We start from the raw sequence: 26,409 nt of genomic DNA, 5'->3' as shown, positions 1-26,409 counted from the left end.
GGCTCAAAAGCGACAGGGCAATAGCAAAAAACGTCTTATGCGTGCATGGATGATTAAATTCGCGACATTTTAATGGCGCGCCTAAGCAAGCGGCATTCACTGCCGCCCAAAAAGCGCCGGCGGCCTCAGCGAGCGGCTGTTTTGGCCCGGTCGGCTGCCGGCCAGCCGATATCCTTGCGCACGGAAAACGGCAGGCTGGCCAGTGCGTTTTCAGCGCGGCGGCGCGCCTGCCAGTCCCGATAGGTATAAAGCAGGGTAAGGGTGCGGGCAAGCAGACGGCCGACTGGCGGGTGCAACGGGGCGGCTGCCACTGAACGCGGTGCGGTGATATAGGCCATGATGGTATCCTTTCGTCCTTGGCCAGGCGCGATCGAGCGCCGGATGTCGTTATGACATCGCAAGATAAATCACTCAAACGAATGTTGTTTGTGGTATCCATCACAATTGGTGATGAATGTTGCGGACCGTCCGGTGCGAACGCTCAGGCCTTGGGCGGCCAATCGACATCGCGCAGGATATGCGGCGGCAATTTCGACAATTCGCGCTGGGTCTTGCGCCGGTCGTCAGACCGTTTTGCCGCTTCCGCGATCTCGCGGTGGCCGAACAGCCCGAAAAGTCGGGCAATGATGCCGATCAACATGGCGCATTCTCCTTCGTTTCGTTGCCATGACAGGAGAATGCGCCCCATTTGACATTCAATCAAACGCAATGATATCATCTTCATGTTCAATTAAATTGAAGGTCATTGCCATGACGGTTTCATTCAGACAGCCTCTTCCGCTTCTCGACAATGACGTGCTGCGCACCTTTGTCGCCATTGCCGAGACCGGTAGTTTTTCCATGGCAGCCGAGACCGTGTTTCGCACGCCCTCTGCCGTGTCGATGCAGATCAAGAAGCTGGAAGAGCAGTTGGGGGCAGCGCTGTTCCTGCGCGATGCCCGCTCGGTGCGGCTGACGGCGGGCGGCGAGACGCTGCTCACCTATGCGCGCCGCATTCTGGCCTTGTCCAATGAGGCGGTGTCGCGCTTTCGCATGCCCGACCTGCAAGGTGTCGTGCGTCTCGGCGCGACCGACTATATCGGCGAGCGGTTCATGCCCGGCATCTTGCGGCGCTTTGCCGAAACCTATCCCTCGATCATGGTGGATCTGACGGTCGATTCATCCAATGCGCTGCGCAAGCGGCTGCAGGAACAGCGGCTGGACCTGACGCTGGTCAATTGCACGCCAGGGGGGGCGGAGCCAGAAGGCGAAGCGATCTTCCGTGAACAGCTGGTCTGGGCCGGCGCCAAATGCGGGACCGCCTATCTGCGCGAACCCTTGCCGGTGTCGATCTGGGAAGATGGCTGCTGCTGGCGCGCCGAGGCGCTGACCCAGCTGGAAAAGATCAAGCGCCCCTATCGCATAGCCTATCTGTCGGCCCATACCATGGCGCAGCGCGCCGCTGTCGTGGCCGATCTCGCCGTGGCCCCGCTACCCAACAGCTATCTGACCGACGAGATGGTCGCGCTTGGCTCGCGCCACAGCCTGCCGGAGCTTGGAACCTTCGAGGTGCGGCTGCTCTTGAGCGACAATAAGAGCGAGATCATCCAGGCCGTCGCCGACAGCGTGCGCTATGCCTTCGGAGAGATGCATCCGAACATGGCGGCGGCGTAGCCGGAGAACGGCCTGCAGCGCTCCTTCGTGGTCTACTCGTCCGATTTCACCTGGACATGGGACATCAGCGCGAAGATCAGCGTGCCCCCGACCATATTGCCAAGCAGCGTCGGCAGGGCGAAATCGACGACCACCTGATAGAGGCTTGCCTGTCCCTCGGCATAGAGGAACATGGCCTCGATCGCGCCGACGATGATATGGGTGAAATCGCCGATGCCGATCACATAGGTGACGAGGAAGATCACCAGCAGATGGGCATTGGTGATGCGGTGAAGCATCCACACCATGGTGGCGATCAGCCAGCCGGCGAGAATGCCCTTGGCAAACATCTGCAGCGGATCGTTTTCCATCATGTGCAGGCCGATCTTGGTGAAGGCCTCCATCACATCGGTGTCGAAAACGGGCATGGTGGTGATGAAGGCGACGGCGATGGCACCGCCGATGAAATTGCCGGCAAGGGCCGTGCCCCAGATGCGCAGGAGCTTGAACAGATTGCGCCCGGTCGGTTCCGACATGAAGGGCAGGACCGGCGTCAGCGTGTTTTCGGTAAACAGCTGCTGGCTTGCCAGCACCACCAGCACAAAGCCGACCGTGTAGCCCATGGCATCGAACAGGAAGGAAAATTCGGTATCGGGCAGATGCGCCATCAAGATGCCGCGCGCCATCAGCGATGTGCTCATGGTCATGCCGCCGGCAATTGCCGACCACAACAGCGCCAGCACATCGCGATTGATCTCCTTCTCGCCGTCGCGGCGAATGAGCTCGTGAATGGCAGCGGAGGTGGAGGGAAGTTCGTCCTCGATCTCGTCAACGGTATTGGCGTCTTCTTTGGTGTGTTTCGGCATCGGTCGGGCGTTCCTGGCGAGAGCCGCCAGCATGTCTGCGGCGGGGCCTGCAGAACACAGGCCAAGGCCTCAACGCGTCACGCGCCGTTTTGTTGCACAGATCGCACCCGCTGAAAGCGCGGATCACTCCCGATTGCGCCGCCGCCTGCGTCCGCCGCCGTCGCCGTCAGCCTCTGCCAGCACCTTGCGCTCGGGCAAGGTGACGACGTTCGAAAGCTGCGGAAAGGCATCGACCTTGTTGGGCAAAGCCATGGCGTCGATGAAGAGCTGCTGGAAATGCGGCTCAAGCGCCGTTTCGATCTTCTCGATACGCTTGACCGTTTCCTCGATCTCACGGCGGCTGGCACGGTTCAAAAGACACATCAGCGCGCCGTCGCCGGCCGCATTGCCGACGGCCTTGACTTCGCTCAGGTCGCAATCGGGGATCAGCCCCAGCACCATGGCGTATTTCGGATCGATGAAGGAGCCGAAGGCACCGGCAAAGCGGATCGTGTCGACATGGTCGATGCCGAGTTTTTCCATCAAGAGCTTGATGCCGGCATAGAGCGCAGCCTTGGCCAGCTGAATGGCCCGCACATCGTTTTGCGTGACGATGATCTTCTGCGCGCCGTCATGCAGAAGATAGGAAAAGGTGCGGCCATTGGCAAAGACCCGTGGCGAACGCTCGGCCATCGCGCCATCGACGACACCATCGGTGGAGATGATGCCGGACAGATACATTTCAGCCACCACCTCGATGATCGCCGAACCGCAAATGCCGGTAATGCCGACCTTGTCGGCGCCTTCGGCAAAGCCCGGCTCATCCGACCACTGGTCGACGCCGATCACCTTGAAGCGGGGTTCGAGCGTGGCCGGATCGATGCGCACGCGCTCGATCGCACCGGGGGCGGCACGCTGGCCGCAGGAGATTTCGGCCCCCTCGAAGGCAGGGCCTGTGGGCGAGGACGCAGCCACCACGCGGTTCCGGTTGCCGAGCACGATCTCGGCATTGGTGCCGACATCGACCATCAGCATCATCTTGTCCTGGCGGTGCGGACCTTCCGACAACGTTGCACCGGCAGCATCTGCGCCGACATGGCCTGCAATGCAGGGCAGGAGATAGACGCGGGCCCCGTGATTGATGGCCAGATCGATTTCGCGCGACCAGGTATGCACCTCGCCGGAGACCGCCAGAGCAAAGGGAGCCTGACCGAGTTCGGTCGGGTCGATGCCGAGAAACAGGTGATGCATGATCGGGTTGGCGACAAAGGTGGCGTCGAGAATGTCGTTGGCATCGATGCCTGCCTCGGCGCAGACCTTGGCGGTGAGCTCGTTGATCGCCTGACGAACGGCTTTCGTCATGGCTTCGCGACCGTCCGGATTCATCATCACATAGGAGACGCGGCTCATCAGATCCTCGCCGAAACGGATCTGGGGATTGGGCGCGCCGGACGAGGCAATGACGCGTCCCGACAGCAGCGAGACCAGATGCATGGCGATGGTGGTCGAGCCGATATCGCAGGCAATGCCATAGGCCTCGTTATGGAGGCCGGGCCAAAGCGCGATGAGGTTGGGACGCGATCCTTCGAGATCCCGGTGGATGGCGGCCGTCACTCCCCAATTGCCCTTGCGGAGAATGCCCTGGACCTGCGGCAGCAGATGCTGGGCGACCAGAATATTCTCCCAGCCCCAGTCCTTTTCCAGCATCAGGTTCAACCGGTCGAGATCGCCCAGCGGCTTGTGCATGTCGGGCTCATCCACCTCGACATAACAGAGCTGGACCGCCGGATCGCGTGTGAACAGACGGGTGGAGGCGGATTTGCGGATCACCTGGGCATTGACGACGGTATCCTGCGGCACGTCGATGACGAGATCGCCGAGGATCTGCGCCGAACAGGACAGGCGGCGCCCGTCGGGTATGGTGCGCACTTCCGCATATCGCTTCTCCTTCGCGCCGACCGGGGAGATATGGTCATTGGAAGAGACGATCTTGTGCTTGGCAAACGAGCCTTGCTGCACCTCGATCTGGCAGCGCCCGCAGGTGGCACGACCGCCGCACACGCTTTCCACATAAACGCCAAGCTCACGGGCGGCATCGAGCACAGTGGTGCCGACCGGAAACCGGCCGCGTTTGCCGGATGGCATGAAGAGGACGAGGGGATCGGTTTGCGACGCATCATTCATGGCGTGTTTTCCAGCGTCGAACGAACGCAAAAGAGCAGGAATCATGCCCGAAGGGGCGGCTTCTGACAGGAGAGAATGCCCAAGCATGTCCCTTGGCAATTGTCTATTCCCGACATGGTGCCATTTAGTTGCGCAATCGCTTGTTTGAACGATGTCGACGGCTTCGTCACATCATCATTTGTGCCGTCGTGCGGGCGAAATAGATGAAGGAAATCAGGAAACCGAGAGCGACCAGCGGCGCCAGAAGTTCAAGCCAGCGCGCCAGGCCACGGGATGCCTTGAAGCGGCTGCTGCGCAGGTCAATGAGGATCGAGACGAAGAATGCGGCGGCGATATAGAGTGTGCACAGGCCAATCACGATCGCAATCGTCTCATTGAGGGCGGCGTGCTCGGGATGCGCGGCCGACAGCTCGAACAGGGCAAAGGCAGCACCGGCGCCGATCGCTATATGAAGGACGATGGTGAAATAGTCCGAGATTCGGCGCGCATAGATGAATGCTTCATTCGGCTTGTCGGACATGTCGCTCACCCTCCATGGAAAATTGCCGGTGCTTATGTTGCACCGGCAATGCCAATCGGTCGAGAGCAGATATCGATAGAGGCTTATTCGCTTGCTAAACCGCCGCCGACACGCGCTGCACGTCCGCCCCGTCTTCCACCGCCCGTGGAGGCCGATGCAGGCGAGGGGGCCGCCGCCGCGCCGCCTTCTGCGGGTTTGTAGTCGCGATAGGTCTTGATCCAGTTGTAGCAGTTCTCGTCGGTGCCGTTCAAAACATTTGCCGCACGCACGGCTTCCATTTCCTGCGGGCGGCAGGGGTTCATGATGGCGCTGGTCATGCCGGCACCGATGACCATGGGGATAAAGCCGGCATTGATGCCGTGGCGGTGGGGCAGGCCGAAGGAGATGTTGGAGAGGCCGCAGGTGGTGTTGACCTTCAACTCCTCGCGCAGGCGGCGCAGCAAGGCAAAGACCTGCATGCCGGCAGAGCCGACGGCACCGATCGGCATCACCAGCGGATCGACCACGATGTCACAGGGCTTGATGCCGTAATCGGCAGCGCGCTCGACGATTTTCTTGGCAACGGCGAAGCGCACGTCCGGGTCCTGGGAGATACCGGTCTCGTCATTGGAGATGGCCACCACCGGAACGTCGTATTTCTTGCACAGCGGCAGGATCGCCTCGAGTTTTTCTTCCTCGCCCGTGACCGAATTGATCAGCGGCCGACCCTTGGCGATCTTGAGCGCTGCTTCAATCGCGGCAGAGACCGACGAGTCGATCGACAGCGGCACATCCACCAGCCCCTGAACGATCTCCATGGTTTTCACCAGCAATGGCGGTTCGGTCTCGTTGGGATTGACGGCGGTCACGCCGGCATTGACGTCCAGCATGGTGGCACCGGCTGCGACCTGGGCCAGCGCATCCTGGATCACCGTATCGAAATTGCCCTCGATCATTTCGGCGGCGAGCTTCTTGCGGCCGGTTGGATTGATACGCTCACCGATGACGCAGAAGGGCTGGTCGAAACCGATGATGATTTCCTTGGTGGCGGAGGCGACTATGGTACGGGTCATGCATACTCTCCAAAGGCAGGCTTGTGATCCTTGCTGCCGGATAAGGGGTTCGTGGCCGGGCCTGTTTGCCGGTTCACTGCGATTGTTGCGCTGCCTTGCCCGCAAGCGCCTGCTGGTCTTCCGTATTGCGTTCCTGAATGCTTTCGAGCTGGTCGATCACGGCCTGGTCGCCGGTGGAGGGTTCGCGCCGCCAGGGCTTGCGGCCTTTGAGCACACCGGACTCATGGACGATTTCGGCCACATATTCTTCCTGCCGATAGGCCATGACATGGATGCCCGACACGCCCTCGATCTCCTTCACCTCGTTGATGATGTCGATACAGAGCTGTTTGCCCTCTTTCTTCTGGTCGGCTGCGCCTTCCAGACGGGCAATGATGCTGTCGGGAATATGGATGCCCGGCACATTGGAGCGGATCCATTTGGCGGTTTTGGCCGAAGCCAGCGGACCGACGCCGATCAGGATATGGCATGCCTCGGTCAGTCCCAGATCGCGCACCTTGGCCATGTAATCGCGCAGCATCGGTACGTCGAAACAATACTGGCTCTGCACGAATTGCGCGCCGGCGGCGATCTTCTTGGCGAGCCGATAGGGCCTGAAATCGTAAGGCGGGGCGAACGGATTGATGGCCGCGCCCAGAAACACTTCCGGCGGTGTCGAAAGCTTGCGACCGGAGAGAAACTTCGCCTCGTCGCGCATGGTGCGCACGGTTTCCAGAAGCGACATGCAGTCGAGGTCGAACACCGGCTTGGCACCCGGCTGGTCGCCTGCCTGCACGCCGTCGCCGGTGAGACACAGGATATTGGCAACGCCCATGGCGGCCGCCCCGAGCACATCGCCCTGGATGGCGATGCGGTTCTTGTCGCGGCAGGCGATCTGCATGATCGGCGCATAACCCATGCGGGTCAAAAGTGCGCAGATGCCGACCGAGGACATGTGGCAATTGGCGCCGGAGGCATCGACAGCATTGATGCCGTCGACCCAGCCCTCGAACACCGCCGCGCGTTCATAGACGTCGTAGGGATTGGCACTGTCGGGCGGGTTGAGCTCGGTGGTGACGGCAAATTCGCCGCGCCTGAGCACCCGCTCTAGGCGACCACGAGAGGAATGGCCGGGAAGCGGCGGCAAAGGGGCGCTGAAGTCGAGCGCCTGCAGGTCCGGTGTCATGACTGCTCTCCCTTTGCCTTGTCCTCACGCTGGGCCGCCGATAGCGCCGTCACGCGCAGCCAGGACGACGTTTCGCGCAGGGACTGGTTGACGGGCTTTTGCACATTCATGATCGCATCGCCCTTCACCATATTGCGCGAGCCGCTCCAGGCCTGCACCCAGACACAGGGCATGTCCGGCTCGACTTCGCAATTGCCATTGGCCCGTACACCCCCGCATGGTCCGTTGCGCAACTGCTTGGGACAGTTCATCGGACAGGACATGCCGGTGGAGGACAATACGCATTGGCCGCACATGCGACAGTCAAACAGAAGGCCTTTGACATTGCGCTCGACAAAGGTGATCGGAGTTTCGACGCGGTTGTAGCCCAGCGCCTTCCACAGCGGATGCAGCAACAGAAAGGCATCGGCAAACCGGGCATAGAACCATTCGAGCGCACGCGAATGGCGCACCGACCACAAACGGATGGTATAGGAGCGACGGGCGCGCCGGCTGGGCGAGACATCGGACGGGGTGAAGGCGCCGCTTGCGGCCTTCTTGCCCGGTGCAGCATTTCCGACCTTCGGCTTGTCGGCGGCAATTCCCGGATCAGCCATCGGTCTTGCCTCCGGATTTTACCAGTGCCACCAGCCGTTCCCTGTCATAGGCTGCTTCGATCTCGGTCGCCGCCTTGTCGGCTTCCGCTTCCAGATCGTCGCTGACGGGTTCAGGATCGCCCTTGCGCCATTCGGCCAGATAGTCGTCGGTTTCGGCGGCCCCGGTGCGCATGGCGCACATGTCGATGGCCTCGGTGAAGCGCAGCGACAATTCGCGCTTGGCCGTCTTTCGGCCCTGCTTGATGATGACCTGAGCCGGAATGTCTCGCCAGTATACAATGATCTTGTCGGCCATCACGCAATCTCCTCTTCCAACAGGAGAATGCACGTGTGGCGGGCGACAGACTGCGCTTTGGACGACGTCGCAATGAGCAAAAAACGACGCGATGAAGATTTACCAGATGCGCCGGGTGATGCCGCGCCAGAACCACGCCCAGATGACGGGCGGGAAATGGAGCGCCGAAGGTCCGCCGGCTGCGATCGGCTTCAGGTGTCCAGACACGGCATCCGCGACCGCCTGAACGGCGATCGGCAGGGCCGCGGCCGTCAACAGCAGGGGATAGGTTGCAATGGTGTCGTTCTTTGCAGGGACAGTGCGCGCCTCGTATAGCGTCGCACCCGTGTCGGTGCCGGCATCGACGAGATGGACGGTTGCGCCGAAATTCCCCTCGTCGCGATGAACCAAGGACCAGTATCCACCCATCTGGCCGCGATAGGCGGGGTTGATGCCGGCATGCAGGTTGAGGATGGGGCAGGCGATCTGCGACAATGTCCGTTTGTGCAAAAGTCGCGTGCTGACCAGAAGAACGACGGCAGGCTCGATCCGGGCAAGCGCGGTCAGGCAGGTCTGGTCGTTGATCGTGTCGATGCGGTGAATATGCGCGCTGGAAGAGAGTTCGGCAGACAGGCCTGTGGACTGCACGATATCGGCCACCCTGCCGGCGGCCAGACGGCGCAGAAACTTGGAGCCGGCCATGGTGGCCATTTGACCGATGGAGCGAACCCAGCCCAGGCGTCGGGCGCGGCGGCGCAAAATCTCGCCCTTGCTCTCGACGTCTTCGATCAGCACATGGACAGTGTCAAAGCGCCCACAAAGCGCGTTGATCACCAGCGTCGCCGGAAGGCCACCGGGCGTGATCACCACGACCGGGGCGGAAGAATTCGCTGGGGTCATCGGGCCGATATCGCCTTTATACTAGAATACCAGGCTGAGCAGGGCGCCGGCGGTGAAGACGACGAAGCCTGCCACGGCAATGGAGATGACGCCGACTGCGCAGCCGATCGCCACGCCGAGCCCGTCGCGTTCGGAATGGGCAAAGCCGATAATGGCAAGGGCGAAGGCTGGCAGCCAGTTGCCAAGCGGAATGGGCAAGGCGCAGACGATGGCGACGACAAGGGCAAAGACGCCCAGAAGCCGTTCCGAGGTCCGGCTATCCAGAAACCAGAAACGCGGCAGAACCCAGGTCTCGGCGCGTTTCAACCACGGCACCAGCCGGGTGACGATCAGCTCGAAGGTTTCGCGCTTGATGGCGTAATCGCCAATGATGCGTGGCAGGATCAGTCGGCCATGGGTGGAAAAGATCATCTGCCAGGCAACGAAGATCAGCGGCAGTCCGACGATCAGTGTCGCGCCCGGCGGCAGGGGCACCAGATTGGGAAGGGCAAATACGAGGAGAAAGGCACCGAAGGAGCGGTCCTGCATGGCGACAGCAATATCGCGGATCGAGATTTTTTCATGGGTTGTCCGCGACAGTCTGAGCAGCAGATCGGACAGATGTTCCGGATGCTCTTTGTCTGCGGCCCGCTCGAAGGCCTGTGCGAATGCTGTTGCGACCCTGTTGCCCACCTGTTTCACCCTGCCTTTTCTTGTTTGTTGAGCCATGTTGTTACAGACAGTTTGTAAAGCCTTTAAGGCAGGCCTGTTCCCCGAGCCCTTTCGCGCAATATCGTGAACGATTGCTTAAATGCGGGCGTCCTACCCCTACAGTGCCTGGTCGGCCGGAAGGTTCCATCGCACGCAATAGGTGTTTTTTTCGCCAGGATGTGTATTTTGCCACGGCAAGGATACCTGTTTCTTATTCCTGTGACGCCAGTCACTGCTGAAGCCTGGGCAGCGTGATACCCGTTTTTCAGTCGTTGATCGTGCCGAACGACACCCGCAAGCGTATAAGTCTCGCAAAAAGAGGGCGCTTAATACGTGCACATCTCAATCTCGTCCCGACTATTCGAAGGGACGAAATTGGCGATACCGCACGAAGCAAAACAAGGTTGGGGCACGGAAAGAGATTTCAGCTCGATGAGCCAGATATTTGATAATGTCTGCAGTTTCGACACTGCAGAGGAAGCCAAAACCTATGCCCGCAGCGCCCAGGGCCCCCATATTGTCACAGCGCCCGAAATCCTTCGCTACATAACCGGCGATGAAGAACGCTGGGCGCGAAATGACGGCGATGGACCGGTCGGCTCTGTATCCCAGCCCTGGTGCACAGATCCGTTGGCGATGCTGATTGCCGGTGCCCTTGTGGAAGGACATCAGCAAAGCCCGCTGGATCTGATGGACCTGAGCGATCTTTTGAACGAGAGCACAGTGTCGTCGCTGCTGGTGGTGCCGAGAAGCGAGCTTGAGCCGTTGTTCGGTCCCCGGCAGCTCTAGATCCACGGCCGTTGAGCGATAAGGGAGGCGTTGCCCGTCCGGCAGCTCCACACCTTGACGAGCGACAAACCTGTCTTTCCCGAAACTGCGCCGCGATCGTTGCAGTCGGTACCGTGTCATGCGGGACGGTCGCAGCTCTTCTCGACAGTCTGGGATGATGGGTGGCGCGGTCCCTTGGGCCGGGCTTGCCTCTCACATGCCCTTATCGTCCCGCCGGAGGCATCTCTTGCGAATGTCCGCGCGCCGCCGATTGCGCGAATGTGCAAGTCAATTGCGGTGCGCGTCATTGAAGATATTCGGTCATTTATTGACCTTGCGCACGAAGATGTCAGAGCCCGGAGCGGCGTAATGAGACGATCAGATGGAGAGGTAACCGTAGCGCCCGGCGGGACGAGGGTCAGTCGCTTTTCGACGAGGGAAGGGGCGATGCGTTACCTGGAGACGCAGCCGGGTCCGCATCTGGTCACCTCGCCCGAGATCCTCGGCTACATTGTCAAAGACGGCGACTGGGAAAACGATGGCGACGCAGGACCGCAAGACGCAGCGCAGCGCTTTTGCATAGACCCCGTAGCCTTGATGGTGGCCGGCGCGAAGGTCGACCAGCGACAGGTGCAAATGCTGGATCTCCTCGACATAACGCAGATCTTGCACGACAATCCGAAAGAATTGGTTTTGCTCTTGCCGCGCGATGAACTGCTTCTTCTGCTGGACGAAGACGCGGTCTGAGGCCAGAGGCGCTAAAGTCTCGTCAGTTCCTCTGCAAGATCACCATATCCGGTAAAGCGGTATTCATAGGCGAGCCCGAGATATGTGGCTGCGGCTTCAGCCCGTAGCTGAAGATCGGGGTCTTCCTGTTGCGACAGGTAGATGAGCTTGGTGTAATTGCCGAAATAAATGTCGCGCAATTCCGGGTGCCGGTCCAGGCCGAGAGGTTCGATCACGAAGGCATCGAACTGGCGGGCGAGGAAATCTGTCAGGAAAAAAGCGGTGACATCCTCGTCCCACCGGGCCGCAAAGGCCTCGTTGCCGGCGAAGAAGGAATAACAGTGCGGCCCGTCCAGCCGCTCGACACCCTCACGTGCACAAAGCGTATCGATGTCCCCGCCGGTGCCGCAATCGGCATAGCCGATAAAGATGCGTCCGGCTCCGTTTTTCCGGGCCTGCGCGATCGCGTCTGCCAGCCCCGGCGCGATCTTTTCAGGGCGTGCATGCCAGATCGCCGGCAGGCAGGTGAGCTCGATATGCGACAAATGGCTCTGCTCGATCACGGCCAGAATTTCCCGCGCAATCGCTCCGCACGCAATCACGTGAACTTTTTCGCCTTTCGTGCGTTCTAGTGTCGAACGATCTGTTTGATTAACAACCATCACGGGGAGACTACCATAATGAAATTTGCTAAAGTATTCGCACTGACGGCCATCGGTATCATGGTTCTGGTACTGAGCGGTTGTGGCAACACCATCCGCGGCGTTGGCCGTGACACAGCAAATGCCGTCGATGCGACGCAGGATGCTGCTGTAACTGTAGAGCGTTCCACTTACTGATTGTATACGCCAGGAGAGGGGTAGACAGCCATGGAAATGACGACCGTTGCAAAGATTTCGGCCATTCTCATGCTTACCGTTGTGTCGATCGGAATGTTCGATGCCGTGTGGAGGTCAACCTCCAAGACAGGGGCTGCAACTGCCCCGGCCTTCAATATAGCGCTGACGGGGAACTGATCCCCGTCAACCTATGACACTATTGGTCAGGCGCGCGCACCCAGACTGTTGTGCTTGCGGCTGATCAATTCCTTGGCTGTCTCGACGGCGACAGCGGCGTCGCGACAATAGGCGTCGGCGCCCACGGCCTTGCCGAATTCCTCATTGAGCGGCGCGCCGCCGACGAGAACGATGAGATCGTCGCGAATACCTTTTTCCTTCATCGTATCGATCACGACCTTCATATAGGGCATGGTCGTCGTCAAAAGTGCCGACATGCCGATAATGTCGGGCTGTTCGCGCTCGATGGCTTCCAGATAGTTCTCGACCGGATTGTTGATGCCGAGATCGACGACATCGAAGCCGGCCCCTTCCATCATCATGCCGACCAGGTTCTTGCCGATGTCGTGAATGTCGCCCTTGACGGTGCCGATGACCATCTTGCCCTGCTTGGGCGCGCCGGTGGCGGCGAGCAGCGGGCGCAGGATCGTCATGCCGGCCTTCATCGCATTGGCCGAAAGCAGCACTTCCGGCACGAACAGAATACCATCGCGGAAGTCGATGCCGACGATGCGCATGCCCTCGACAAGGGCTTGCGTCAGGACATCATAGGGCACCCAGCCGCGTTCCAGCAGGATATTGGTGCCTTCCTCGATTTCCTCCTTCAGACCGTCGTAAAGATCATCATGCATCTGCTGCACGAGTTCCTCGTCGGACAGTTCCGACAGGATAATTTCGTCGTCTGACATAGTCTCTCACTCCTCGCAGCACCATATCGCTCAAGAGCAACCCAAAGCTCCCAGATTGTCAGTCTAGCTGCAGTTCGGCAAAAACGCATTTCGAAAACGACGCGGTGCGCGGAAATTGCGACAGGCAAAAAGGACGGCACTTCAGTTGTCGATCAGTTGTTGATGAGAACGAAGGCGGCGGCCGTGGCCTCGTCGACGCCCTGAATAACGCCATTTGCTGTGTCGATCTTTGTCTGTCGGAAGGCTTTCTCATAGGAGATGCCATTGGCCAGATTGCGATAGAAAGCCGCCATGAAGCGCTGGGCTCCGGCGTCGGAAACGGACCAGCGCGCCAGCAGGCTGCGCTTGACGCCAGCCGCTGCGAGTGCCGATGGCATGCCGGCCAGACCGTCGACGTAACTGATGTCGCCGCTTGCCGTCTGGCAGGCCGACAGGGTGACAAGTTCGGCCCCGGACAGCGGAAAGGTGGCAAGTTCCGATGCCGTCAGCAGACCGTCTTGCGGATCCGTCGGGCCAGAGTCCGTATCGGCGTGATTGGCATCGGCGAGTGCAATACCGGCAAAACGCAAGGGATGGGGCTCGGTCTTCGATACGGGCCGGAAATAGCCATGCGTGGCGAAGTGAATGATCTGACGCCCTTCGCTGTCGGCCCTGACAGCTTTTTCCGTCGCGCTGTCGCCACTCAATCGGGTGGTCTCCACACCCATTTTCGAGAGGGTCGAACGCACATCATCCGCTTCGATTTTGGTGCCGGGCAGCGGTGCGAATGGGCTGTCACCGGAAAAATCGACATCGCCGACGACCAGGGCCTGCCTGGCCGAGCCGGCTGACAGATCGCGTTTTTCCTCAACCGGTATGGAGGCGGCATTGCCGACGATGCGGATGTCCAGACGCTCGAACAGCGGGCGCCTGTCGCCATCAAGCAGACTGTCGAACGGGACGAGATTGAGAATGCCGTCCGGAGCGACAAAAACGGTCTGCTTGCGTTCAAGCTTTTCATCGATCCTGGAGAACAGCATCTTGTAAAGTGCAGAGCGTGTCTCGCGCGATGACGGGTCGGCCGGCGGTTCCAGCAATCGGGCAATCTCGTCCGTATCGCCGAGATCGTAGATGTAGACCTGACTGTCTGACAGCGACAGCATGGCAAAGATCCTGTCATGCCAATCACCGTCATCCATCTTGACCGGAACCACGATAAAGTCGGCGATGGCGGCGTCCGGGCCCATGTGACGGACGATATCGGAATAGTCCCGACGCTTGACGGTCGACAGGTGCTTCAATTCGTTGAACCGCCCGGCAAGGCGCGCCTCGGCTTTCGCCAGACTGTCGCGTTCCGCTGCGCTGCTGTCATCCTGCAGGCTCTTGCGGCGCAGGGACTGGACTTCGTCGATCAGAGCCTTGTCATCGCTGCTGGCGTTCTGTTGTGCGGCATCGATCACCAGGCGTTCGAGGCTGCGCGGTGATTTCCAGTCGAGAAGCACGGAGGCGAGCACGCTGCTGTCATCCGGCCGTCCTTCCTGGCCACCGCGATAGGCGAAAGTGACGATGTCGCCCAGCGTTGCGCGGGTCGTCTCCGCGATCTCGTTGAGCAGGCGCGCATCCGAACTCGATGCGAATTCGCGTTGCGCCCAGGCGTTCAGGTCGGTTTCGAGCTGGCGATAGCGCCTGGAAGCTGCCGGGTCTTTTTGCTGCCGCTCGACGCGGGCGAGGTTGGTGAGCATCTTGATCGAGGTTTGATGGATCGGTCCGAACACGGAACGGGAAAGCTGATAGGCAAGGCGTGTCAGGCGCAGTTCTTCCCGGGCGTCGCCTCGCTGTTCGGCAATGCCGGCCTGCTGATTGGCAATGATGACGTTCATCCCGGTGGCTGGCGCACTATCGGCCAGAACATCGCTGGCCAACGCTGCATTAGGTTCGACCCCGGACACGGCAGCCAGGCGGTTGCGCCGTTCGATCATCGCGAGGGTCTGCTGCCCGTCTTCCCCGAAAGCCTGCGTCATGACGGCAATCAGCGCGTCATATTGTTGGATGGATTCTGCCTTTAGACCGATCATCAGAAGATCGAGGGCATAATTCTTCCAACTGACCAACGTGTCCTGATCGGTCGGTCCAAAAGTGCGCCTGCGCGTGTCAAGATTGCCTTTGTCGATGGGCAGTGCCTTGTCGGCCTGTCCGATCTGGCGATAGACCTCGGCGAGATTGTTGCCTTGGATCATGGTGTCGGCATCGCTTGCCCCAAGCTCTTCGACGGCGCTGCCGTAGGATTTTTCCAGAAGCGGCAAGGCGGCGGTCGGGCGCCCGGCGACAGAGTAAGTCTGGCCGAGCCCGCCGATTGCGGAAATGGTATCAGCCGAGTTTTCGCCAGTGGTCTTCGTCAGGAGGGCGATGGCGCGCTCGTGATAGTCGACCGCCTTGTCCCAGTCCTGTCGCTGACGTTCGAGGATGGCCGTGTTGAACAGGATGATGCCGAGCGAATAGTCATCCGGCTCCGTCTCGTAATCGGCAATCAGCTCGGCAAACGCCTGCGACGCTGAATCGACAAATCCGTTGTTGACCAGAATATTGCCGAATTGATTGGCGAGGCGGCGATAGCCTTCGCGATCCACCGGGCGCACCAGCGCCAAGGCTTCGCGCCGCGTTTGACCGGCCTCCAGACGGCGCTGCGCGCGCTCGAGAAGAACCGCCTTTGTTAACAAGGCGCCGGCATAATCGAAATTAGCCTTGCCGCTGTTGCGCTCGATAAGGTCCATGCGCTGTTCAGCATAGGCAATCGCCTCATCGTAGCGTTCAAGCGCGCTGCTGGCATCCACCGCGATCTCAAGTCCGTAGAGTGCGGCAGAGCCGCTGCTATCTCCCAATTTGGACAGGAACGGCAAGACCACATCCAGGGCTTCTGACGGCCGTCCGGTCTTGTTTGCCATTTCGGCAAGGCGCAAGACCACAACGGGCTGCCGGGTCGTGTCGTCCTCGCGATTGAAGAGCGCCTTGTACTGTTCGTAGGCGGCACCATAATTGCCCGCTTTCGCCAGTGTATCGGCGACATCCAGCTCCGATTCGCTCGCCTGCATATTGTCTTGCGCTGTGGTCGGCAGGGCCGGTTGGACCATCCACAGAATGACAAGGGCCGCAGCAAGGCGGGCGGTAGCGGAACATGTCATGCAATGGCCTTTTCAGTACTATGACTATTGTCTTCAAATACTATTTGGATGATGTCGATATGAAAATTGCCGAGGACGTTTTCTGTTCCCGAAATTGAGAGTTTCGTTGTGAGCGACATGCGTGCCGCTTTCAGGAAGGTATCGCTTGCGGCATTCATTAGGATCAAAACGAATAAAAGGGCCGCGCGCGGCGATCAGAGAGGAGATCACCATGGACGAGACGACTGACAGGAGCGGACAGGCGGAGGGAGCTGGTCGGCGTGTACGTGGTGAAGGTCGCGGAGCTGCCGCAAGACGCGCGTCGCGCAGCGGTGGCGGCGCCGGACCGTCCATGCCCTATATCACGCGCAAGATTGGCGTTTATGAGGTTCTGGACGATGAAGCGCTGAGCATTATCGAGCGCAATGCCGATATCGTTCTCGAGGAGATCGGTATCGAATTTCGCGATGACGCCGAAGCCCTGGCGCTGTGGAAGCAAGCCGGTGCCGATGTCCGGGGGCAGCGCGTCCATTTCCCCAAGGGTCTGTGCCGCGACATTCTCAAGACTGCGCCCTCGGAATTCACCTGGAATGCCCGCAACCCCGCCCGTTCGGTCCGCATCGGTGGCAATGCGACGGTTTTCGCGCCGGTCTATGGCCCTCCCTTCGTGCGCGACCTCGACGGCAATCGCCGCTATGCGACCATCGAGGACTTCCGCAATTTCGTGAAGCTTGCCTATATGGCGCCATCCATGCACTCGTCGGGTGGCACGGTTTGCGAACCGGTCGATGTGCCGGTCAACAAACGCCATCTCGATATGGTCTACAGCCATGTCAAATATTCCGACAAACCCTTCATGGGATCGGTGACGGCACCGGAACGTGCCGAAGATTCCGTGGCCATGGCCAAGCTGGTGTTCGGCGATGACTTCGTTGAAAACAACTGCGTCATGCTCAACCTCATCAATGCCAATTCACCGATGGTCTTCGACGAGACCATGCTTGGGGCGTTGAAGGTCTATGCCCGGCACAACCAGGCCTGCGTGGTCTCGCCCTTCATTCTGTCGGGCGCCATGAGCCCGGTCACAGTGGTGGGCACGCTGACGCAGATCCTGGCGGAAGTCCTGGCCGGTGCGGCGTTCACGCAATTGATCCGCAAGGGCGCGCCGGTTCTGTTCGGCACTTTCGCGGCTTCCATCTCCATGCAGTCGGGTGCACCGACCTTCGGCTCCCCGGAACCGACACTGGTCTCTTATGGTGCAGCCCAGCTCGCCCGTCGCATGGGGCTTCCGTTCCGCACCGGCGGCTCGCTGTGCGGCTCCAAGGTGCCGGATGCCCAGGCAGCGCATGAATCGGCCAATACGCTCAACACGACATTGCTCGCCGGCACCAATTTCGTCCTGCACGCGGCAGGCTGGCTGGAAGGCGGCCTCGTCAGCTCCTATGAAAAATTCATGATCGATCAGGATCAGCTCGGCATGATGCAGAAGCTGGCGGCGGGTGTCGATGTCTCGGAAGACGGTCAGGCCATGGATGCCATCCGCGAAGTGGGCCCCGGCAGCCACTATCTCGGATGCGCCCACACCCAGGCCAATTTCCAGACGGCCTTTTATCGCTCGCCTCTCGCCGACAACAACTCCTTCGAGCAATGGGAGATCGAAGGTGCCAAGCGCATCGAGGAACGCGCCAACGCGCTTTGCCGCAACTGGCTGGACACCTATGAAGCGCCGGAACTCGACCCGGCCATCGATCAGGCTCTGCTGGACTTCATTGCCGAGCGCAAGAACTCCATGCCGGACGCCTTTACTTGAAAGCATCCCGTTGCCAGGGAGCAAGGCGGGGCGGCTAAAGTCGCCGACATGATCCAGGAAGAGGTCTGGCGTCCTCACTATAAATACGAGGGGCCGCGCGGGTGAGCGCGGCCTTTTCCATGTCAGTCGACGATATTGCCGAACAGCTGAAGCCATCGGGCTTGACGGTGCTGGGCGTTGTCAATTTCGACGCAGGCGAGGGGCCGGCACTGGAAGGCGGAATTTCGGCGCGATCCGTCTTGCTGATTGGCAATGCTGGCGGCAGCATGTGGCCACGATTTTCAGCCTGGCTGGCGCAACATGAGGACTGCGACGAGCCGCTGGATACCTGGTCCAGACAGGTGATCGCTCCGGTGGCGACGCGCCAGGGTGGAACGGCCTTTTATCCCTCCGATCCGCCCTATCAGCCCTTCCAGCAATGGGCGATGAAGGCCATCGGTCTCAAACCGTCGCCACTCGGTATCTTGATGCACCCGGAGTTTGGCCTGTGGTTCGGCTTTCGCGGCGCGATTGCCTTCAAGGACAAGGCCGAAGGTCCTGCGCCGAAACGGAATGCCCATCCCTGCGACAGCTGCCCGGACAAGCCATGCATGACTGTATGTCCCGTCGGTGCGGTCACCGAGAGCGGATTTTCGGTGACCAAATGCCGTCAATATTTAGGGGATACGGCGGGGCAAGTAGGCTGCATGCGGTCGGGCTGTCTGGCGCGCAATGCCTGTCCGGTTGGCAGCCGCCACCGCTACCCGGACGGTCAGATCCGCTTTCACATGCAGGCTTTGACCCTTCCGGCGATATGACAATACCCATCTGGCCGCTTTCTGCAGCGCGGGTCGATGCGTCTTGGCTGGTGTCGTCATGGCTTCGTCAATATTGCAGTCAATACAGGGGCCTGAGCCGCGTCGATTGAATCTGGACATGAATCATGAAGCTTGTGGCATTACTGGCCGTCCTCATTGCCTTTGCCATGGCACCTGCAGCTGCGGCGCAACCAGCCTGCGAAACCATGGAGAAGAGTGGCGTGGACTTTACCGTCTGCCGCTTCGATCCGGCAAAGGACGACATTCGCCTTTTCAATCGCGCCCCAGATGGTGAGCCGTTTGGCAGCTTCGATGCGTTGAAGCGGCAATTGTGGATTGATCGCCATTACCTGCGCTTTGCCATGAACGGCGGCATGTTCGAGCGCGATCTCTCGCCGGTCGGGCTTTATGTCGAGAACGGCATTCGCCTGAAAGCGGCTTCAACGGCCAAGGGCTGGGGGAATTTCCACCTGCTGCCGAATGGTGTCTTCGCGCTGGGAGGGCGAGAGGCGCGGATCGCCGAGACGCACCGCTACCTGCAATCCGGATTTCAGGCCGACTATGCCACCCAATCTGGCCCGATGCTGGTGATCGATGGTAAGATCCATCCGCGTTTTCTGCCAGACAGCGACAGTCTAAAGCGTAGGAATGGCGTGGGGATCGACGGTCAGGGCAGGGTGGTGTTTGTCCTCTCGCGCCAACCGGTGCGCTTTTATGATTTTGCCACGCTGTTTCGCGACCGGCTGGATTGCGCTAATGCGCTGTTTCTCGATGGCACGATTTCAAGCGTCTACCAACCGGATACGGGTCGCAATGACAGGTTGTTTTCCCTGGGGCCGATGATCGCGGTTGTCGGGCGCGCGCCCGACTGAAGGATCAGAGCGGCGACTTTGGATAAGCCCGCTCGAAACCGCCGGATTTCGTCAGCCCATCGCGAAAGGCGACGAAGGCCGCGTGCTGGCTCGAACGGCCAACTTCTGCCAAGCGCATCTGCAATCTGGCCGGCGCGTTATTGCCCATCCATTCGCCGCAACGTTCCAGTTTCAAGGAGTTGAGAAACTTGGCCTCCGACTGGTTGTCGAGATAAAGGTTGATACCCGCAAGCAGCGCTTCATCCTGCGTCGGATTTTCGAGCAACAGGCGAAAAAAGGATTCGTCTGCTTCGTTGAAAGTGGAGAGCTTGCTCGCAACCGTTTCGCGGTCGGGGAAGGGCATCTGCTGCGCTGACATCCGTGGCATCCTTCATTTCGATTCGTTCGTGCCCTTTGATTAGAAGAGACGCGACTTCACCGCAAGTTGTGCGCGCTCTTGCCGTGCGAGAGCGCGCTTTCGTTGACAGCTGTAACTTTAAGTCTGAACAGTTGTATTAGCGCCAGCTACGATTCGTGGAGCCTCTGTCGAGACTGGCGAAACTGGCGAGGGCAGAGTGGCTTGCCCATTCAGCGCCCGGAGCGGGAAATATGACACAGCTATCCATCTGCATGCCGAGCAACAGAGTGCTCAAGGATTCGATCGCCTCGATCGAGAGCGCAATCGCCTATTGCCGGCAGACAGATGCGGTTCTGATCGTCTCGGACAATTCCGAAGATCCGGAAAAACGCGAATTCTTGCAAGGGCATTCAGGCGATTTGATCTACGTGTCCAGCGTCAACACATCGGCTGCGGAGAACTGGAAGCGTGCATTCGCAGCCGCCGAGACCGCCTTCATCATGCCGATGGGAGACGATGACTTGATTTTCGCCGACCCGGCACAGCCCGCACTCGATCTGGCGACGCTGGGCGGCGATTATATCGGCGCCTTTGCCGTGAACATCGCTTTCACCCAGGCGCATGGCCAGTTGGCACGAAAGGCGCTTTCGCTGACTGCCGACGATCCCGCCGAGAGGATGAAAGGCTATCTCAACAATGCCGGTGGCAATAATAGCAACTACTACAGTATGTACCGCCGTGACGTTTTTGGCGGATTGTTGTCTCTATTTTTGTCGGCTCATCCGACCCAAGGCAGCTATTGCGATTGGGCGCTTTCTCTCGCCCTCGTGGCCTCGGGCAAGATGGCCCACGACCCTGGCACCGTGTTTCACTACAACATGGACAATTGGGGGTCGCGGGAGAAGATCGATGCGCTCAACACGACCATATACACTGCGGTCGGTTTGCCTGAAGGATCGGACAGATACGAACATCTGCTGATGTTTCTCGATCTTTACGTAATGGCGGCGCGCAAGGACACGCCGCTGACAGAGCCGCAAAAGACAAAGCTTGCGAATGACATCGTGCTGATGACGATGGGACGGTTCGTCCGTCGGGTGAAACAGACGCCGGACGATTATGACGAAACGACGCGCTACCTCGTCGAACTGGCGATGGCGGAACAGAATTCGCTCGGCATTTTTCAGATCGCGCTCATGATGGCGGATATCCTTCAGCCGGGTCTGAAGGATCGCTATGTCGAGTTTTTCCGGCGGGCCGTCGCAGCTTAGCTGTTTTCTCGCACCGTGAGCGGCTCCGTTCGCGCGTCTTTGCCTAGGCGATCAACCGCGACGGCGATTGCGGCGTTCGCGTCCGCCAACCGGTTCGTCGGATGCCGCCTTGTTGCGCAGGGGGCCGATATGATCGACGATGGTTTCGATCGTCGGGCGCGGACCGGCGCTGTAGTCATCGATTGCCTTGCGCATGGCGGCAAGATGGTTGCACGAGGTGCCGCAGCAGCCGCCGATGATCGTCGCACCTGCATCACGTGCAAGCCTGGCATATTCCGCCATCAGCGGCGGGGTGCCGGAATAGACGATCTCGGTGCCCTGATATTCGGGAATGCCGCAATTGCCCTTGACGATGACAAAGGCGTCTGGCGCAGCCTCGGTCATGTCGAGCAGGCTTGAGAGAATGTCGGATGCGCCCACACCGCAATTGGCGCCGACGGCAACCGGGCCATCACCGATATCGCTGGCCACGCCGTGAATATCTTTCGGCGCAAGCCCCATCATGGTCTTGCCGGCCGTGTCGAAGGAACCGGTATAGGTGTAGGCGAGACCAACCCTGACGGCGGCCTCTGCTGCTGCCCGGATTTCCTCGGGCGACGACATGGTTTCGATCCAGGCGACATCGACTCCGCCGGCCTTCAGCGCTTCCATCTGCTCCACGAAGGAGGCAACGGCCGTTTCGTGGGTGAGCGCGCCCATGGGTTCGAAAAGCTCGCCCGTGGGTCCGATGGATCCGGCAACGATGACCTTGCGGGGGGCCTTGTCGGCAACGGAACGGGCGATCTCTGCCGCCGCCTTGTTCAGTTCGAAAACGCGGTCCTGGGCATTGTGCAGCTTGAGGCGATGGCTGGTGCCACCGAAACTGTTGGTCAGGATGATGTCGGCGCCGGCATCGACGAAGTCCTGATGCAGCTTGACGATCTTCTCAGGCGCGTCGGTATTCCAGAGTTCAGGCGGCTCGCCTGCCTCAAGGCCCTGCGCGAACAGATTGGTTCCGGTTGCCCCATCGGCGAGCAGCACACCTTTTTCGGCGATGAGTTGCGAAAGCGGATTGGTCGCAGCAGGCATGGGCAGATCCTCCAATATCAATTCTGAATTGATATAAGGATTTCTTTATATGACCGCAATCGGAAAACCGACCAAAACAAACGCCGCAGCGACAGGTCCCTGTCTCTGCGGCGTCAAAGGTCATGCCGTGATGGATCACTCAGCCGCGATCGGCTCGTCCAGATGGGAAGACGGTGTGACCATGGCGGCGATGATGGTCGACAGGGTAACGGTGCCCATCGGGGTTCCGTTGCTGGCCATCACCGTTGCCTGTGTCTGGTTGGCATCCGTCATCTTCTTGGCCGTCTCCTCGAGAACCGTACCGGCCTCGACCGGCAGGCCGACGGGCGCCCCCTCCAGCGGCTGCATGATGGTTTCCACCTTGATCACGCGCCCGCGGTTCACTTCCTTGACGAAGGCGGTGATGTAGTCGTCCGCGGGGTTGAGCACGATCTGCTGGCCGGTTCCCTGCTGGATAACCTCACCGTCGCGCAGAACGGCGATCTTGTCGCCGAGGCGAAGCGCTTCATCCAGATCGTGGGTGATGAAGCAGACGGTCTTCTTCAACTCTTCCTGAATGTCGAGAAGAACCGTTTGCATATCCACGCGGATCAGCGGATCGAGCGCGGAAAATGCCTCGTCCATCAAGAGGATATCGGCATCGTTGGAAAGCGCTCTCGCAAGTCCGACGCGCTGCTGCATGCCGCCCGAAAGCTGGTTGGGATAGTGGTTTTCGAAGCCGGCGAGCCCGACGCGTTCGATCCATTTCTGTCCCGTCTTTTCGCTTTCCGAGCGCGAGATGCCCTGAATGTCGAGACCGTAGATGGTGTTTTCCATCACCGTACGGTGCGGAAGCAGGGCAAATTTCTGGAATACCATTGCCGTCTTGTGGCGGCGGAATTCCCGAAGCTCGTTCTTGCTCATCTGACAGACGTCGATGTTATCGTAGAGGACCTCGCCGGCGGTCGGATCGATCAATCGGTTGATGTGGCGGATCAGGGTCGATTTGCCCGAGCCTGAAAGCCCCATCACCACGGTAATGCCGCCAGCCGGCATCGAGATGTTGATGTCCTTCAGGCCCAGCACATGACCGTGCTTTTCGTTGAGTTCGGACTTCGTCATCCCACCCTTGACCGCGTCGATATAGCGTAAACCGTCGGGGCCAAAGATCTTGTAGAGTTGGCGAACTTCGATGCCGTGACTAGCCATGAATGACCTCCGAATGTCTCTGGAGCCGCTTGCCGTAAGCCTGGCTGGTGCGGTCGAAAATGATAGCGATCGCAACGAGAGCGAAGCCGTTCAGGAAGCCGATGGTGAAGAACTGGTTGGTAATGGCCTGAAGCACGTTCTTGCCAAGCCCGCCCACACCGATCATCGATGCGACGACGACCATGGCCAGCGACATCATGATGGTCTGGTTGATACCAGCCATGATCGTCGGCAATGCCAGCGGTATCTGCACATTGAAAAGCTTCTGGTGGTTGGACGATCCGAAGGCATCGGCCGCTTCCAGGACTTCCTTGTCGACCAGCCGGATACCCAGATTGGTCAGGCGGATCATGGGGGGAATGGCGTAGATGACCACCGCGATCAGACCCGGCACCTTGCCGATACCGAAGATCATCACGACCGGGATCAGGTAGACGAAGCTCGGCATCGTCTGCATGACGTCCAGAACAGGATTGACGATGGACTGCGCTCGCTCGGAACGCGCCATGACAATACCGATCGGAATGCCGACAACAATGGCAATCAGCGTACAGACCGTGACCATGGCAAGCGTGACCATGGTATCTTCCCACAGACCAACCAGGCCGATCACGAACATGGATATAAATGTGCCGATCGCCACCTTGGTATCCCGGCTGGTGATGTAGACCACCAGCGTGAGCGCCAGAAGGATGATCAGCCAGGGCGAATCCACGAAAAGGTCCTGAAGCCAGTTGAGAAACCACTGTAGTGGTTGAAGAGCGTTGTCCAGGAAATCGCCATAGGCGCGGACAAAGGATTTGAAGCCGGTATCGACCGTCTTCTTGAATGCGCGCATCAGATCATTGTCGATTGCCGGAAACTCACACAGGAGCGTCGGCAGCGCATTGCACAAAGTTGAAGCCATAAATTCTATCCCCTTATTGACCCCATCCATCCGGCCGGTAGCTCTTTTTGGCTTCTGGTTACCGGGAGGATGCATGCGGAACAGGATTGCTTGTCTGACAGTCCCACATGCTGCCGAAAAGGCACGCCCTCGATGAGGTGTGCCCTATTTTCTGTCATGACGCCCGCATGGCTGGCGCCAGACCGGATATCCCAAAACAAAGATGACGGGGTTTCCCCCGTCATCTCCAAGACCGCTTAAAGCGCAGCCTTTACTTTTTCAGCAGTTTCCGGAGAAACCCACTTGGTCCACATATCCTCGTAGTTTTCGAGGAAATGTTCAGCGGCCTCTTCGTTGGTACCCTGGTTGTCGTCCATCCAGGCGAGAACCTTGCCGACGGTCTGGTTGTCCCATTTCCGGGTCTTCAGATAGTCCATGGCGACGGCATTGTTTTCGGAGAAGTCCTTGGTGACGACCGTGTAGACGTCCGATACCGGATAGGAGTTCACCTTCGGATCCGGGCAATCTGGAACGGCTGTGCACTTGTCCCATTCTTCCTTGTCGTTTTCGACGCCGAAGGACAGCTTGACCATCTCGTATTTGCCGAGGATTGCGGTTGGCGCCCAGTAGTAGCCGAGCCAGCCCTTCTTCTTTTCGAAGGCGTTGGCGATGGAACCGTCAAGACCGGCAGCGGAACCGGTATCGACCAGATCGAAGCCTTCTTTTTCAGCGCCCAGAGCGCGGTAGAGGTTGGCAGTCGAGATCTGGCAGTTCCAGCCCGATGGGCAGTTGTAGACGGCGCCCTTGGACGGATCTTCCGGTGCCGGGAACAGGTCAGGATGCTTGAGCGCGTCCTGAACGGTTTTGATGTCCGGATGTTCGTCGGCGATGAACTTGGGAATCCACCAGCCTTCGACACCGCCGTCAGACAGAAGCGGTGCCGCTTCGATCAGACGGTCTTCTTCGATAGCCTTGTCGAGCGGAATGCGGACAGCGTTGACCCACAGTTCCGGTGCGATGTCGGGTTCGCTCTTTTCGTTCATGGATGTGAACGTCGGCATGGTGTCGCCGGTCACAAGGGTCACGTCGCAGCCGTAGCCGTTTTCGAGGATTGCCTTGTCAACGTATGCCGCAACACCTGCTGAAGCCCAGTTCATCTCGGCAATGGAAACTTTGCCGCATTCTGCCGCCTGAGCGGATCCGGCCAGTGCGTAAACGCTGGCTGCGAGGAAAGTGGAAGCGAGGAGCCTCTTCATTAGCTAAGACCTCCCAGTCTTAATAGATTTAAGCAGCATTGAAAGATGGGACCGACACGGCAGCTGCAAGGCCCTGCGGTCCAAAAGAATTCATTCGCCACCAAGCCGCTTGGGTGGCTCGGACTGGCTGTCGGCTGACATTTTTGTCTGGGGATCTGCGAAAAAGTGCCGCAGGCCACCGACGTCTTCACCGATGCCTAAAGCCTAGAGGTTTGATTACAGAAATCAACCTTTTCATAATGATAAATAGGGGCTGCAACCCTTGGGACCCACCACAACCACCCAGCCGGAGGCCGTCTCTCACAGCGGTTTGGGCAAAATTTGGCCGTGAATTCTGACTGCGCGCAAAAGTCGCGCTTAGGCAAGACCGATTGTGTCTCATCTGCGTCAAAACTGGGACATTCGGGAATTTGCAAGGCGTGTCCGGACGAAAGTTGCGGATGCAATATTTTTTGCGCTGCCAGGCGCTGCGCTAACGTTCCGGTAACGATGTGCCGATAATTGTGTGCCTGTCATCCGCTGAAAAGCGGCAAAGGCGCACCGGTCTTATGTATTGCGTACCGGTGCGCCTTTTTACGTTTGCGGCGACGCGTGTCGCCCAGCTGTCAGGCAGATTACTTGCCGAAGCCGAAACGCGGGAAAACGCGTTCCCAGCGTGCTGGTGCCGATGGGGCCGAAACCCGCGAGCCCC

The 26,409-nt window shown here is 59.4% G+C and carries 27 protein-coding genes; 8 read left to right on the top strand and 19 right to left on the bottom strand.

Annotated elements, in window-relative coordinates:
- Positions 1-125: 125 nt before the first annotated feature.
- Positions 126-338, bottom strand: coding sequence for a hypothetical protein (locus ACWPM9_RS10605; RefSeq protein ID WP_484755082.1), 213 nt, complete (start codon positions 336-338; stop codon positions 126-128).
- A gap of 143 nt (positions 339-481) precedes the next feature.
- The gene (locus ACWPM9_RS10600) at positions 482-640 is read right to left on the bottom strand and encodes a hypothetical protein (protein WP_428186678.1); all 159 of its coding nucleotides are present in this window, start codon (positions 638-640) and stop codon (positions 482-484) included.
- Between the two features lie 68 nt (positions 641-708).
- On the opposite strand from ACWPM9_RS10600, the gene ACWPM9_RS10595 reads away from it, so the two are divergent.
- Positions 709-1,653, top strand: coding sequence for a LysR family transcriptional regulator (locus ACWPM9_RS10595; protein ID WP_484755081.1), 945 nt, complete (start codon positions 709-711; stop codon positions 1,651-1,653).
- 32 nt (positions 1,654-1,685) lie between these two features.
- On the opposite strand, the gene ACWPM9_RS10590 is transcribed toward ACWPM9_RS10595, so the two are convergent.
- The 9 genes from ACWPM9_RS10590 to ACWPM9_RS10550 all read right to left on the bottom strand — a co-directional run bounded on the left by ACWPM9_RS10590 (position 1,686) and on the right by ACWPM9_RS10550 (position 9,849).
- On the bottom strand, positions 1,686-2,498 hold the full coding sequence (locus ACWPM9_RS10590; protein ID WP_484755080.1) for a formate/nitrite transporter family protein: 813 nt from the start codon (positions 2,496-2,498) through the stop codon (positions 1,686-1,688).
- A 123-nt stretch (positions 2,499-2,621) separates the two neighbouring features.
- Positions 2,622-4,661, bottom strand: coding sequence for an ASKHA domain-containing protein (locus ACWPM9_RS10585; protein WP_484755079.1), 2,040 nt, complete (start codon positions 4,659-4,661; stop codon positions 2,622-2,624).
- A gap of 166 nt (positions 4,662-4,827) precedes the next feature.
- Positions 4,828-5,181 carry a hypothetical protein gene (locus ACWPM9_RS10580; RefSeq protein WP_428186682.1) on the bottom strand — a complete coding sequence of 118 codons (354 nt, stop codon included), beginning with the start codon at positions 5,179-5,181 and terminating at the stop codon, positions 4,828-4,830.
- A gap of 83 nt (positions 5,182-5,264) precedes the next feature.
- A complete protein-coding gene (locus tag ACWPM9_RS10575; protein WP_484755078.1) occupies positions 5,265-6,233 on the bottom strand; it encodes a methyltetrahydrofolate cobalamin methyltransferase in 969 nt (322 codons plus the stop codon).
- 73 nt (positions 6,234-6,306) lie between these two features.
- Complete coding sequence (locus ACWPM9_RS10570) at positions 6,307-7,398, bottom strand: methylenetetrahydrofolate reductase (protein ID WP_484755077.1); 1,092 nt, start codon at positions 7,396-7,398, stop codon at positions 6,307-6,309.
- Positions 7,395-7,994: a methylenetetrahydrofolate reductase C-terminal domain-containing protein gene (locus tag ACWPM9_RS10565; protein ID WP_428186685.1), complete on the bottom strand. Its 600-nt coding sequence runs from the start codon at positions 7,992-7,994 to the stop codon at positions 7,395-7,397. Before ACWPM9_RS10565 ends, ACWPM9_RS10570 begins: the two co-directional genes overlap by 4 nt.
- The gene (locus ACWPM9_RS10560) at positions 7,987-8,289 is read right to left on the bottom strand and encodes a virulence factor (protein ID WP_428186686.1); all 303 of its coding nucleotides are present in this window, start codon (positions 8,287-8,289) and stop codon (positions 7,987-7,989) included. The genes ACWPM9_RS10565 and ACWPM9_RS10560 overlap by 8 nt, the downstream gene beginning before the upstream one ends.
- A gap of 99 nt (positions 8,290-8,388) precedes the next feature.
- On the bottom strand, positions 8,389-9,168 hold the full coding sequence (locus ACWPM9_RS10555) for a formyl transferase (protein WP_484755076.1): 780 nt from the start codon (positions 9,166-9,168) through the stop codon (positions 8,389-8,391).
- A gap of 21 nt (positions 9,169-9,189) precedes the next feature.
- On the bottom strand, positions 9,190-9,849 hold the full coding sequence (locus ACWPM9_RS10550) for an exopolysaccharide biosynthesis protein (protein ID WP_428186688.1): 660 nt from the start codon (positions 9,847-9,849) through the stop codon (positions 9,190-9,192).
- A 441-nt stretch (positions 9,850-10,290) separates the two neighbouring features.
- Between ACWPM9_RS10550 and ACWPM9_RS10545 the strand changes: the two genes are divergently transcribed.
- Complete coding sequence (locus tag ACWPM9_RS10545; RefSeq protein ID WP_428186689.1) at positions 10,291-10,647, top strand: hypothetical protein; 357 nt, start codon at positions 10,291-10,293, stop codon at positions 10,645-10,647.
- Positions 10,648-10,995: 348 nt separating this feature from the next.
- Positions 10,996-11,373, top strand: a complete 378-nt coding sequence (locus ACWPM9_RS10540) for a hypothetical protein (RefSeq protein WP_428186690.1) — start codon at positions 10,996-10,998, stop codon at positions 11,371-11,373.
- 11 nt (positions 11,374-11,384) lie between these two features.
- Here ACWPM9_RS10540 and ACWPM9_RS10535 read toward each other — a convergent pair whose 3' ends face one another.
- Positions 11,385-12,014: a DUF1638 domain-containing protein gene (locus tag ACWPM9_RS10535; RefSeq protein WP_484755075.1), complete on the bottom strand. Its 630-nt coding sequence runs from the start codon at positions 12,012-12,014 to the stop codon at positions 11,385-11,387.
- 18 nt (positions 12,015-12,032) lie between these two features.
- On the opposite strand from ACWPM9_RS10535, the gene ACWPM9_RS10530 reads away from it, so the two are divergent.
- Positions 12,033-12,191 carry an entericidin domain-containing protein gene (locus ACWPM9_RS10530; RefSeq protein WP_428186692.1) on the top strand — a complete coding sequence of 53 codons (159 nt, stop codon included), beginning with the start codon at positions 12,033-12,035 and terminating at the stop codon, positions 12,189-12,191.
- A 203-nt stretch (positions 12,192-12,394) separates the two neighbouring features.
- Here ACWPM9_RS10530 and ACWPM9_RS10525 read toward each other — a convergent pair whose 3' ends face one another.
- Together ACWPM9_RS10525 and ACWPM9_RS10520 are read right to left on the bottom strand one after the other, a co-directional pair.
- Entirely contained in the window at positions 12,395-13,096 is a 702-nt protein-coding gene (locus ACWPM9_RS10525; RefSeq protein ID WP_428186694.1) for a corrinoid protein, read from the bottom strand.
- 152 nt (positions 13,097-13,248) lie between these two features.
- Complete coding sequence (locus ACWPM9_RS10520) at positions 13,249-16,254, bottom strand: CHAT domain-containing tetratricopeptide repeat protein (RefSeq protein ID WP_484755074.1); 3,006 nt, start codon at positions 16,252-16,254, stop codon at positions 13,249-13,251.
- A gap of 211 nt (positions 16,255-16,465) precedes the next feature.
- Here ACWPM9_RS10520 and ACWPM9_RS10515 point away from each other — a divergent pair, with 211 nt between their 5' ends.
- The 3 genes from ACWPM9_RS10515 (at position 16,466) to ACWPM9_RS10505 (ending at position 19,712) form a co-directional block, all read left to right on the top strand.
- On the top strand, positions 16,466-18,043 hold the full coding sequence (locus tag ACWPM9_RS10515) for a trimethylamine methyltransferase family protein (protein WP_484755073.1): 1,578 nt from the start codon (positions 16,466-16,468) through the stop codon (positions 18,041-18,043).
- Positions 18,044-18,162: 119 nt separating this feature from the next.
- Positions 18,163-18,840 (top strand): ferredoxin, encoded by a 678-nt coding sequence (locus ACWPM9_RS10510; protein WP_484755072.1) that lies wholly within the window; start codon positions 18,163-18,165, stop codon positions 18,838-18,840.
- 125 nt (positions 18,841-18,965) lie between these two features.
- Complete coding sequence (locus ACWPM9_RS10505; RefSeq protein ID WP_484755071.1) at positions 18,966-19,712, top strand: phosphodiester glycosidase family protein; 747 nt, start codon at positions 18,966-18,968, stop codon at positions 19,710-19,712.
- Positions 19,713-19,716: 4 nt separating this feature from the next.
- On the opposite strand, the gene ACWPM9_RS10500 is transcribed toward ACWPM9_RS10505, so the two are convergent.
- Positions 19,717-20,079 (bottom strand): hypothetical protein, encoded by a 363-nt coding sequence (locus tag ACWPM9_RS10500; protein ID WP_484755070.1) that lies wholly within the window; start codon positions 20,077-20,079, stop codon positions 19,717-19,719.
- A gap of 221 nt (positions 20,080-20,300) precedes the next feature.
- On the opposite strand from ACWPM9_RS10500, the gene ACWPM9_RS10495 reads away from it, so the two are divergent.
- A complete protein-coding gene (locus ACWPM9_RS10495) occupies positions 20,301-21,320 on the top strand; it encodes a glycosyltransferase (RefSeq protein ID WP_484755069.1) in 1,020 nt (339 codons plus the stop codon).
- Positions 21,321-21,371: 51 nt separating this feature from the next.
- Here ACWPM9_RS10495 and bmt read toward each other — a convergent pair whose 3' ends face one another.
- From bmt to ACWPM9_RS10475, 4 genes are all read right to left on the bottom strand, one after another.
- Positions 21,372-22,388, bottom strand: coding sequence for a betaine--homocysteine S-methyltransferase (gene bmt / locus ACWPM9_RS10490; protein WP_484755068.1), 1,017 nt, complete (start codon positions 22,386-22,388; stop codon positions 21,372-21,374).
- A 135-nt stretch (positions 22,389-22,523) separates the two neighbouring features.
- Positions 22,524-23,576 (bottom strand): quaternary amine ABC transporter ATP-binding protein, encoded by a 1,053-nt coding sequence (locus ACWPM9_RS10485; protein ID WP_428186702.1) that lies wholly within the window; start codon positions 23,574-23,576, stop codon positions 22,524-22,526.
- Entirely contained in the window at positions 23,569-24,483 is a 915-nt protein-coding gene (locus ACWPM9_RS10480) for an ABC transporter permease (protein WP_484755067.1), read from the bottom strand. The genes ACWPM9_RS10485 and ACWPM9_RS10480 overlap by 8 nt, the downstream gene beginning before the upstream one ends.
- Positions 24,484-24,719: 236 nt before the next feature.
- On the bottom strand, positions 24,720-25,718 hold the full coding sequence (locus ACWPM9_RS10475) for an ABC transporter substrate-binding protein (RefSeq protein ID WP_428186704.1): 999 nt from the start codon (positions 25,716-25,718) through the stop codon (positions 24,720-24,722).
- Between the last annotated feature and the right edge of the window lie 691 nt (positions 25,719-26,409).

It is taken from the genome of Agrobacterium sp. H141 (assembly GCF_057158725.1).
This window is presented reverse-complemented; position numbering and strand designations above follow the sequence as displayed.

Bases quoted from the DNA above. Each gene is read 5' to 3' on its own strand.
- ACWPM9_RS10605 (WP_484755082.1), bottom strand. From the start codon at position 338: ATGGCCTATATCACCGCACCGCGTTCAGTGGCAGCCGCCCCGTTGCAC.
- ACWPM9_RS10600 (WP_428186678.1), bottom strand. From the start codon at position 640: ATGTTGATCGGCATCATTGCCCGACTTTTCGGGCTGTTCGGCCACCGC.
- ACWPM9_RS10595 (WP_484755081.1), top strand. From the start codon at position 709: ATGATATCATCTTCATGTTCAATTAAATTGAAGGTCATTGCCATGACG.
- ACWPM9_RS10590 (WP_484755080.1), bottom strand. From the start codon at position 2,498: ATGCCGAAACACACCAAAGAAGACGCCAATACCGTTGACGAGATCGAG.
- ACWPM9_RS10585 (WP_484755079.1), bottom strand. From the start codon at position 4,661: ATGAATGATGCGTCGCAAACCGATCCCCTCGTCCTCTTCATGCCATCC.
- ACWPM9_RS10580 (WP_428186682.1), bottom strand. From the start codon at position 5,181: ATGTCCGACAAGCCGAATGAAGCATTCATCTATGCGCGCCGAATCTCG.
- ACWPM9_RS10575 (WP_484755078.1), bottom strand. From the start codon at position 6,233: ATGACCCGTACCATAGTCGCCTCCGCCACCAAGGAAATCATCATCGGT.
- ACWPM9_RS10570 (WP_484755077.1), bottom strand. From the start codon at position 7,398: ATGACACCGGACCTGCAGGCGCTCGACTTCAGCGCCCCTTTGCCGCCG.
- ACWPM9_RS10565 (WP_428186685.1), bottom strand. From the start codon at position 7,994: ATGGCTGATCCGGGAATTGCCGCCGACAAGCCGAAGGTCGGAAATGCT.
- ACWPM9_RS10560 (WP_428186686.1), bottom strand. From the start codon at position 8,289: ATGGCCGACAAGATCATTGTATACTGGCGAGACATTCCGGCTCAGGTC.
- ACWPM9_RS10555 (WP_484755076.1), bottom strand. From the start codon at position 9,168: ATGACCCCAGCGAATTCTTCCGCCCCGGTCGTGGTGATCACGCCCGGT.
- ACWPM9_RS10545 (WP_428186689.1), top strand. From the start codon at position 10,291: ATGAGCCAGATATTTGATAATGTCTGCAGTTTCGACACTGCAGAGGAA.
- ACWPM9_RS10540 (WP_428186690.1), top strand. From the start codon at position 10,996: ATGAGACGATCAGATGGAGAGGTAACCGTAGCGCCCGGCGGGACGAGG.
- ACWPM9_RS10535 (WP_484755075.1), bottom strand. From the start codon at position 12,014: ATGGTTGTTAATCAAACAGATCGTTCGACACTAGAACGCACGAAAGGC.
- ACWPM9_RS10530 (WP_428186692.1), top strand. From the start codon at position 12,033: ATGAAATTTGCTAAAGTATTCGCACTGACGGCCATCGGTATCATGGTT.
- ACWPM9_RS10525 (WP_428186694.1), bottom strand. From the start codon at position 13,096: ATGTCAGACGACGAAATTATCCTGTCGGAACTGTCCGACGAGGAACTC.
- ACWPM9_RS10520 (WP_484755074.1), bottom strand. From the start codon at position 16,254: ATGACATGTTCCGCTACCGCCCGCCTTGCTGCGGCCCTTGTCATTCTG.
- ACWPM9_RS10515 (WP_484755073.1), top strand. From the start codon at position 16,466: ATGGACGAGACGACTGACAGGAGCGGACAGGCGGAGGGAGCTGGTCGG.
- ACWPM9_RS10510 (WP_484755072.1), top strand. From the start codon at position 18,163: ATGTCAGTCGACGATATTGCCGAACAGCTGAAGCCATCGGGCTTGACG.
- ACWPM9_RS10505 (WP_484755071.1), top strand. From the start codon at position 18,966: ATGAAGCTTGTGGCATTACTGGCCGTCCTCATTGCCTTTGCCATGGCA.
- ACWPM9_RS10500 (WP_484755070.1), bottom strand. From the start codon at position 20,079: ATGCCACGGATGTCAGCGCAGCAGATGCCCTTCCCCGACCGCGAAACG.
- ACWPM9_RS10495 (WP_484755069.1), top strand. From the start codon at position 20,301: ATGACACAGCTATCCATCTGCATGCCGAGCAACAGAGTGCTCAAGGAT.
- bmt (WP_484755068.1), bottom strand. From the start codon at position 22,388: ATGCCTGCTGCGACCAATCCGCTTTCGCAACTCATCGCCGAAAAAGGT.
- ACWPM9_RS10485 (WP_428186702.1), bottom strand. From the start codon at position 23,576: ATGGCTAGTCACGGCATCGAAGTTCGCCAACTCTACAAGATCTTTGGC.
- ACWPM9_RS10480 (WP_484755067.1), bottom strand. From the start codon at position 24,483: ATGGCTTCAACTTTGTGCAATGCGCTGCCGACGCTCCTGTGTGAGTTT.
- ACWPM9_RS10475 (WP_428186704.1), bottom strand. From the start codon at position 25,718: ATGAAGAGGCTCCTCGCTTCCACTTTCCTCGCAGCCAGCGTTTACGCA.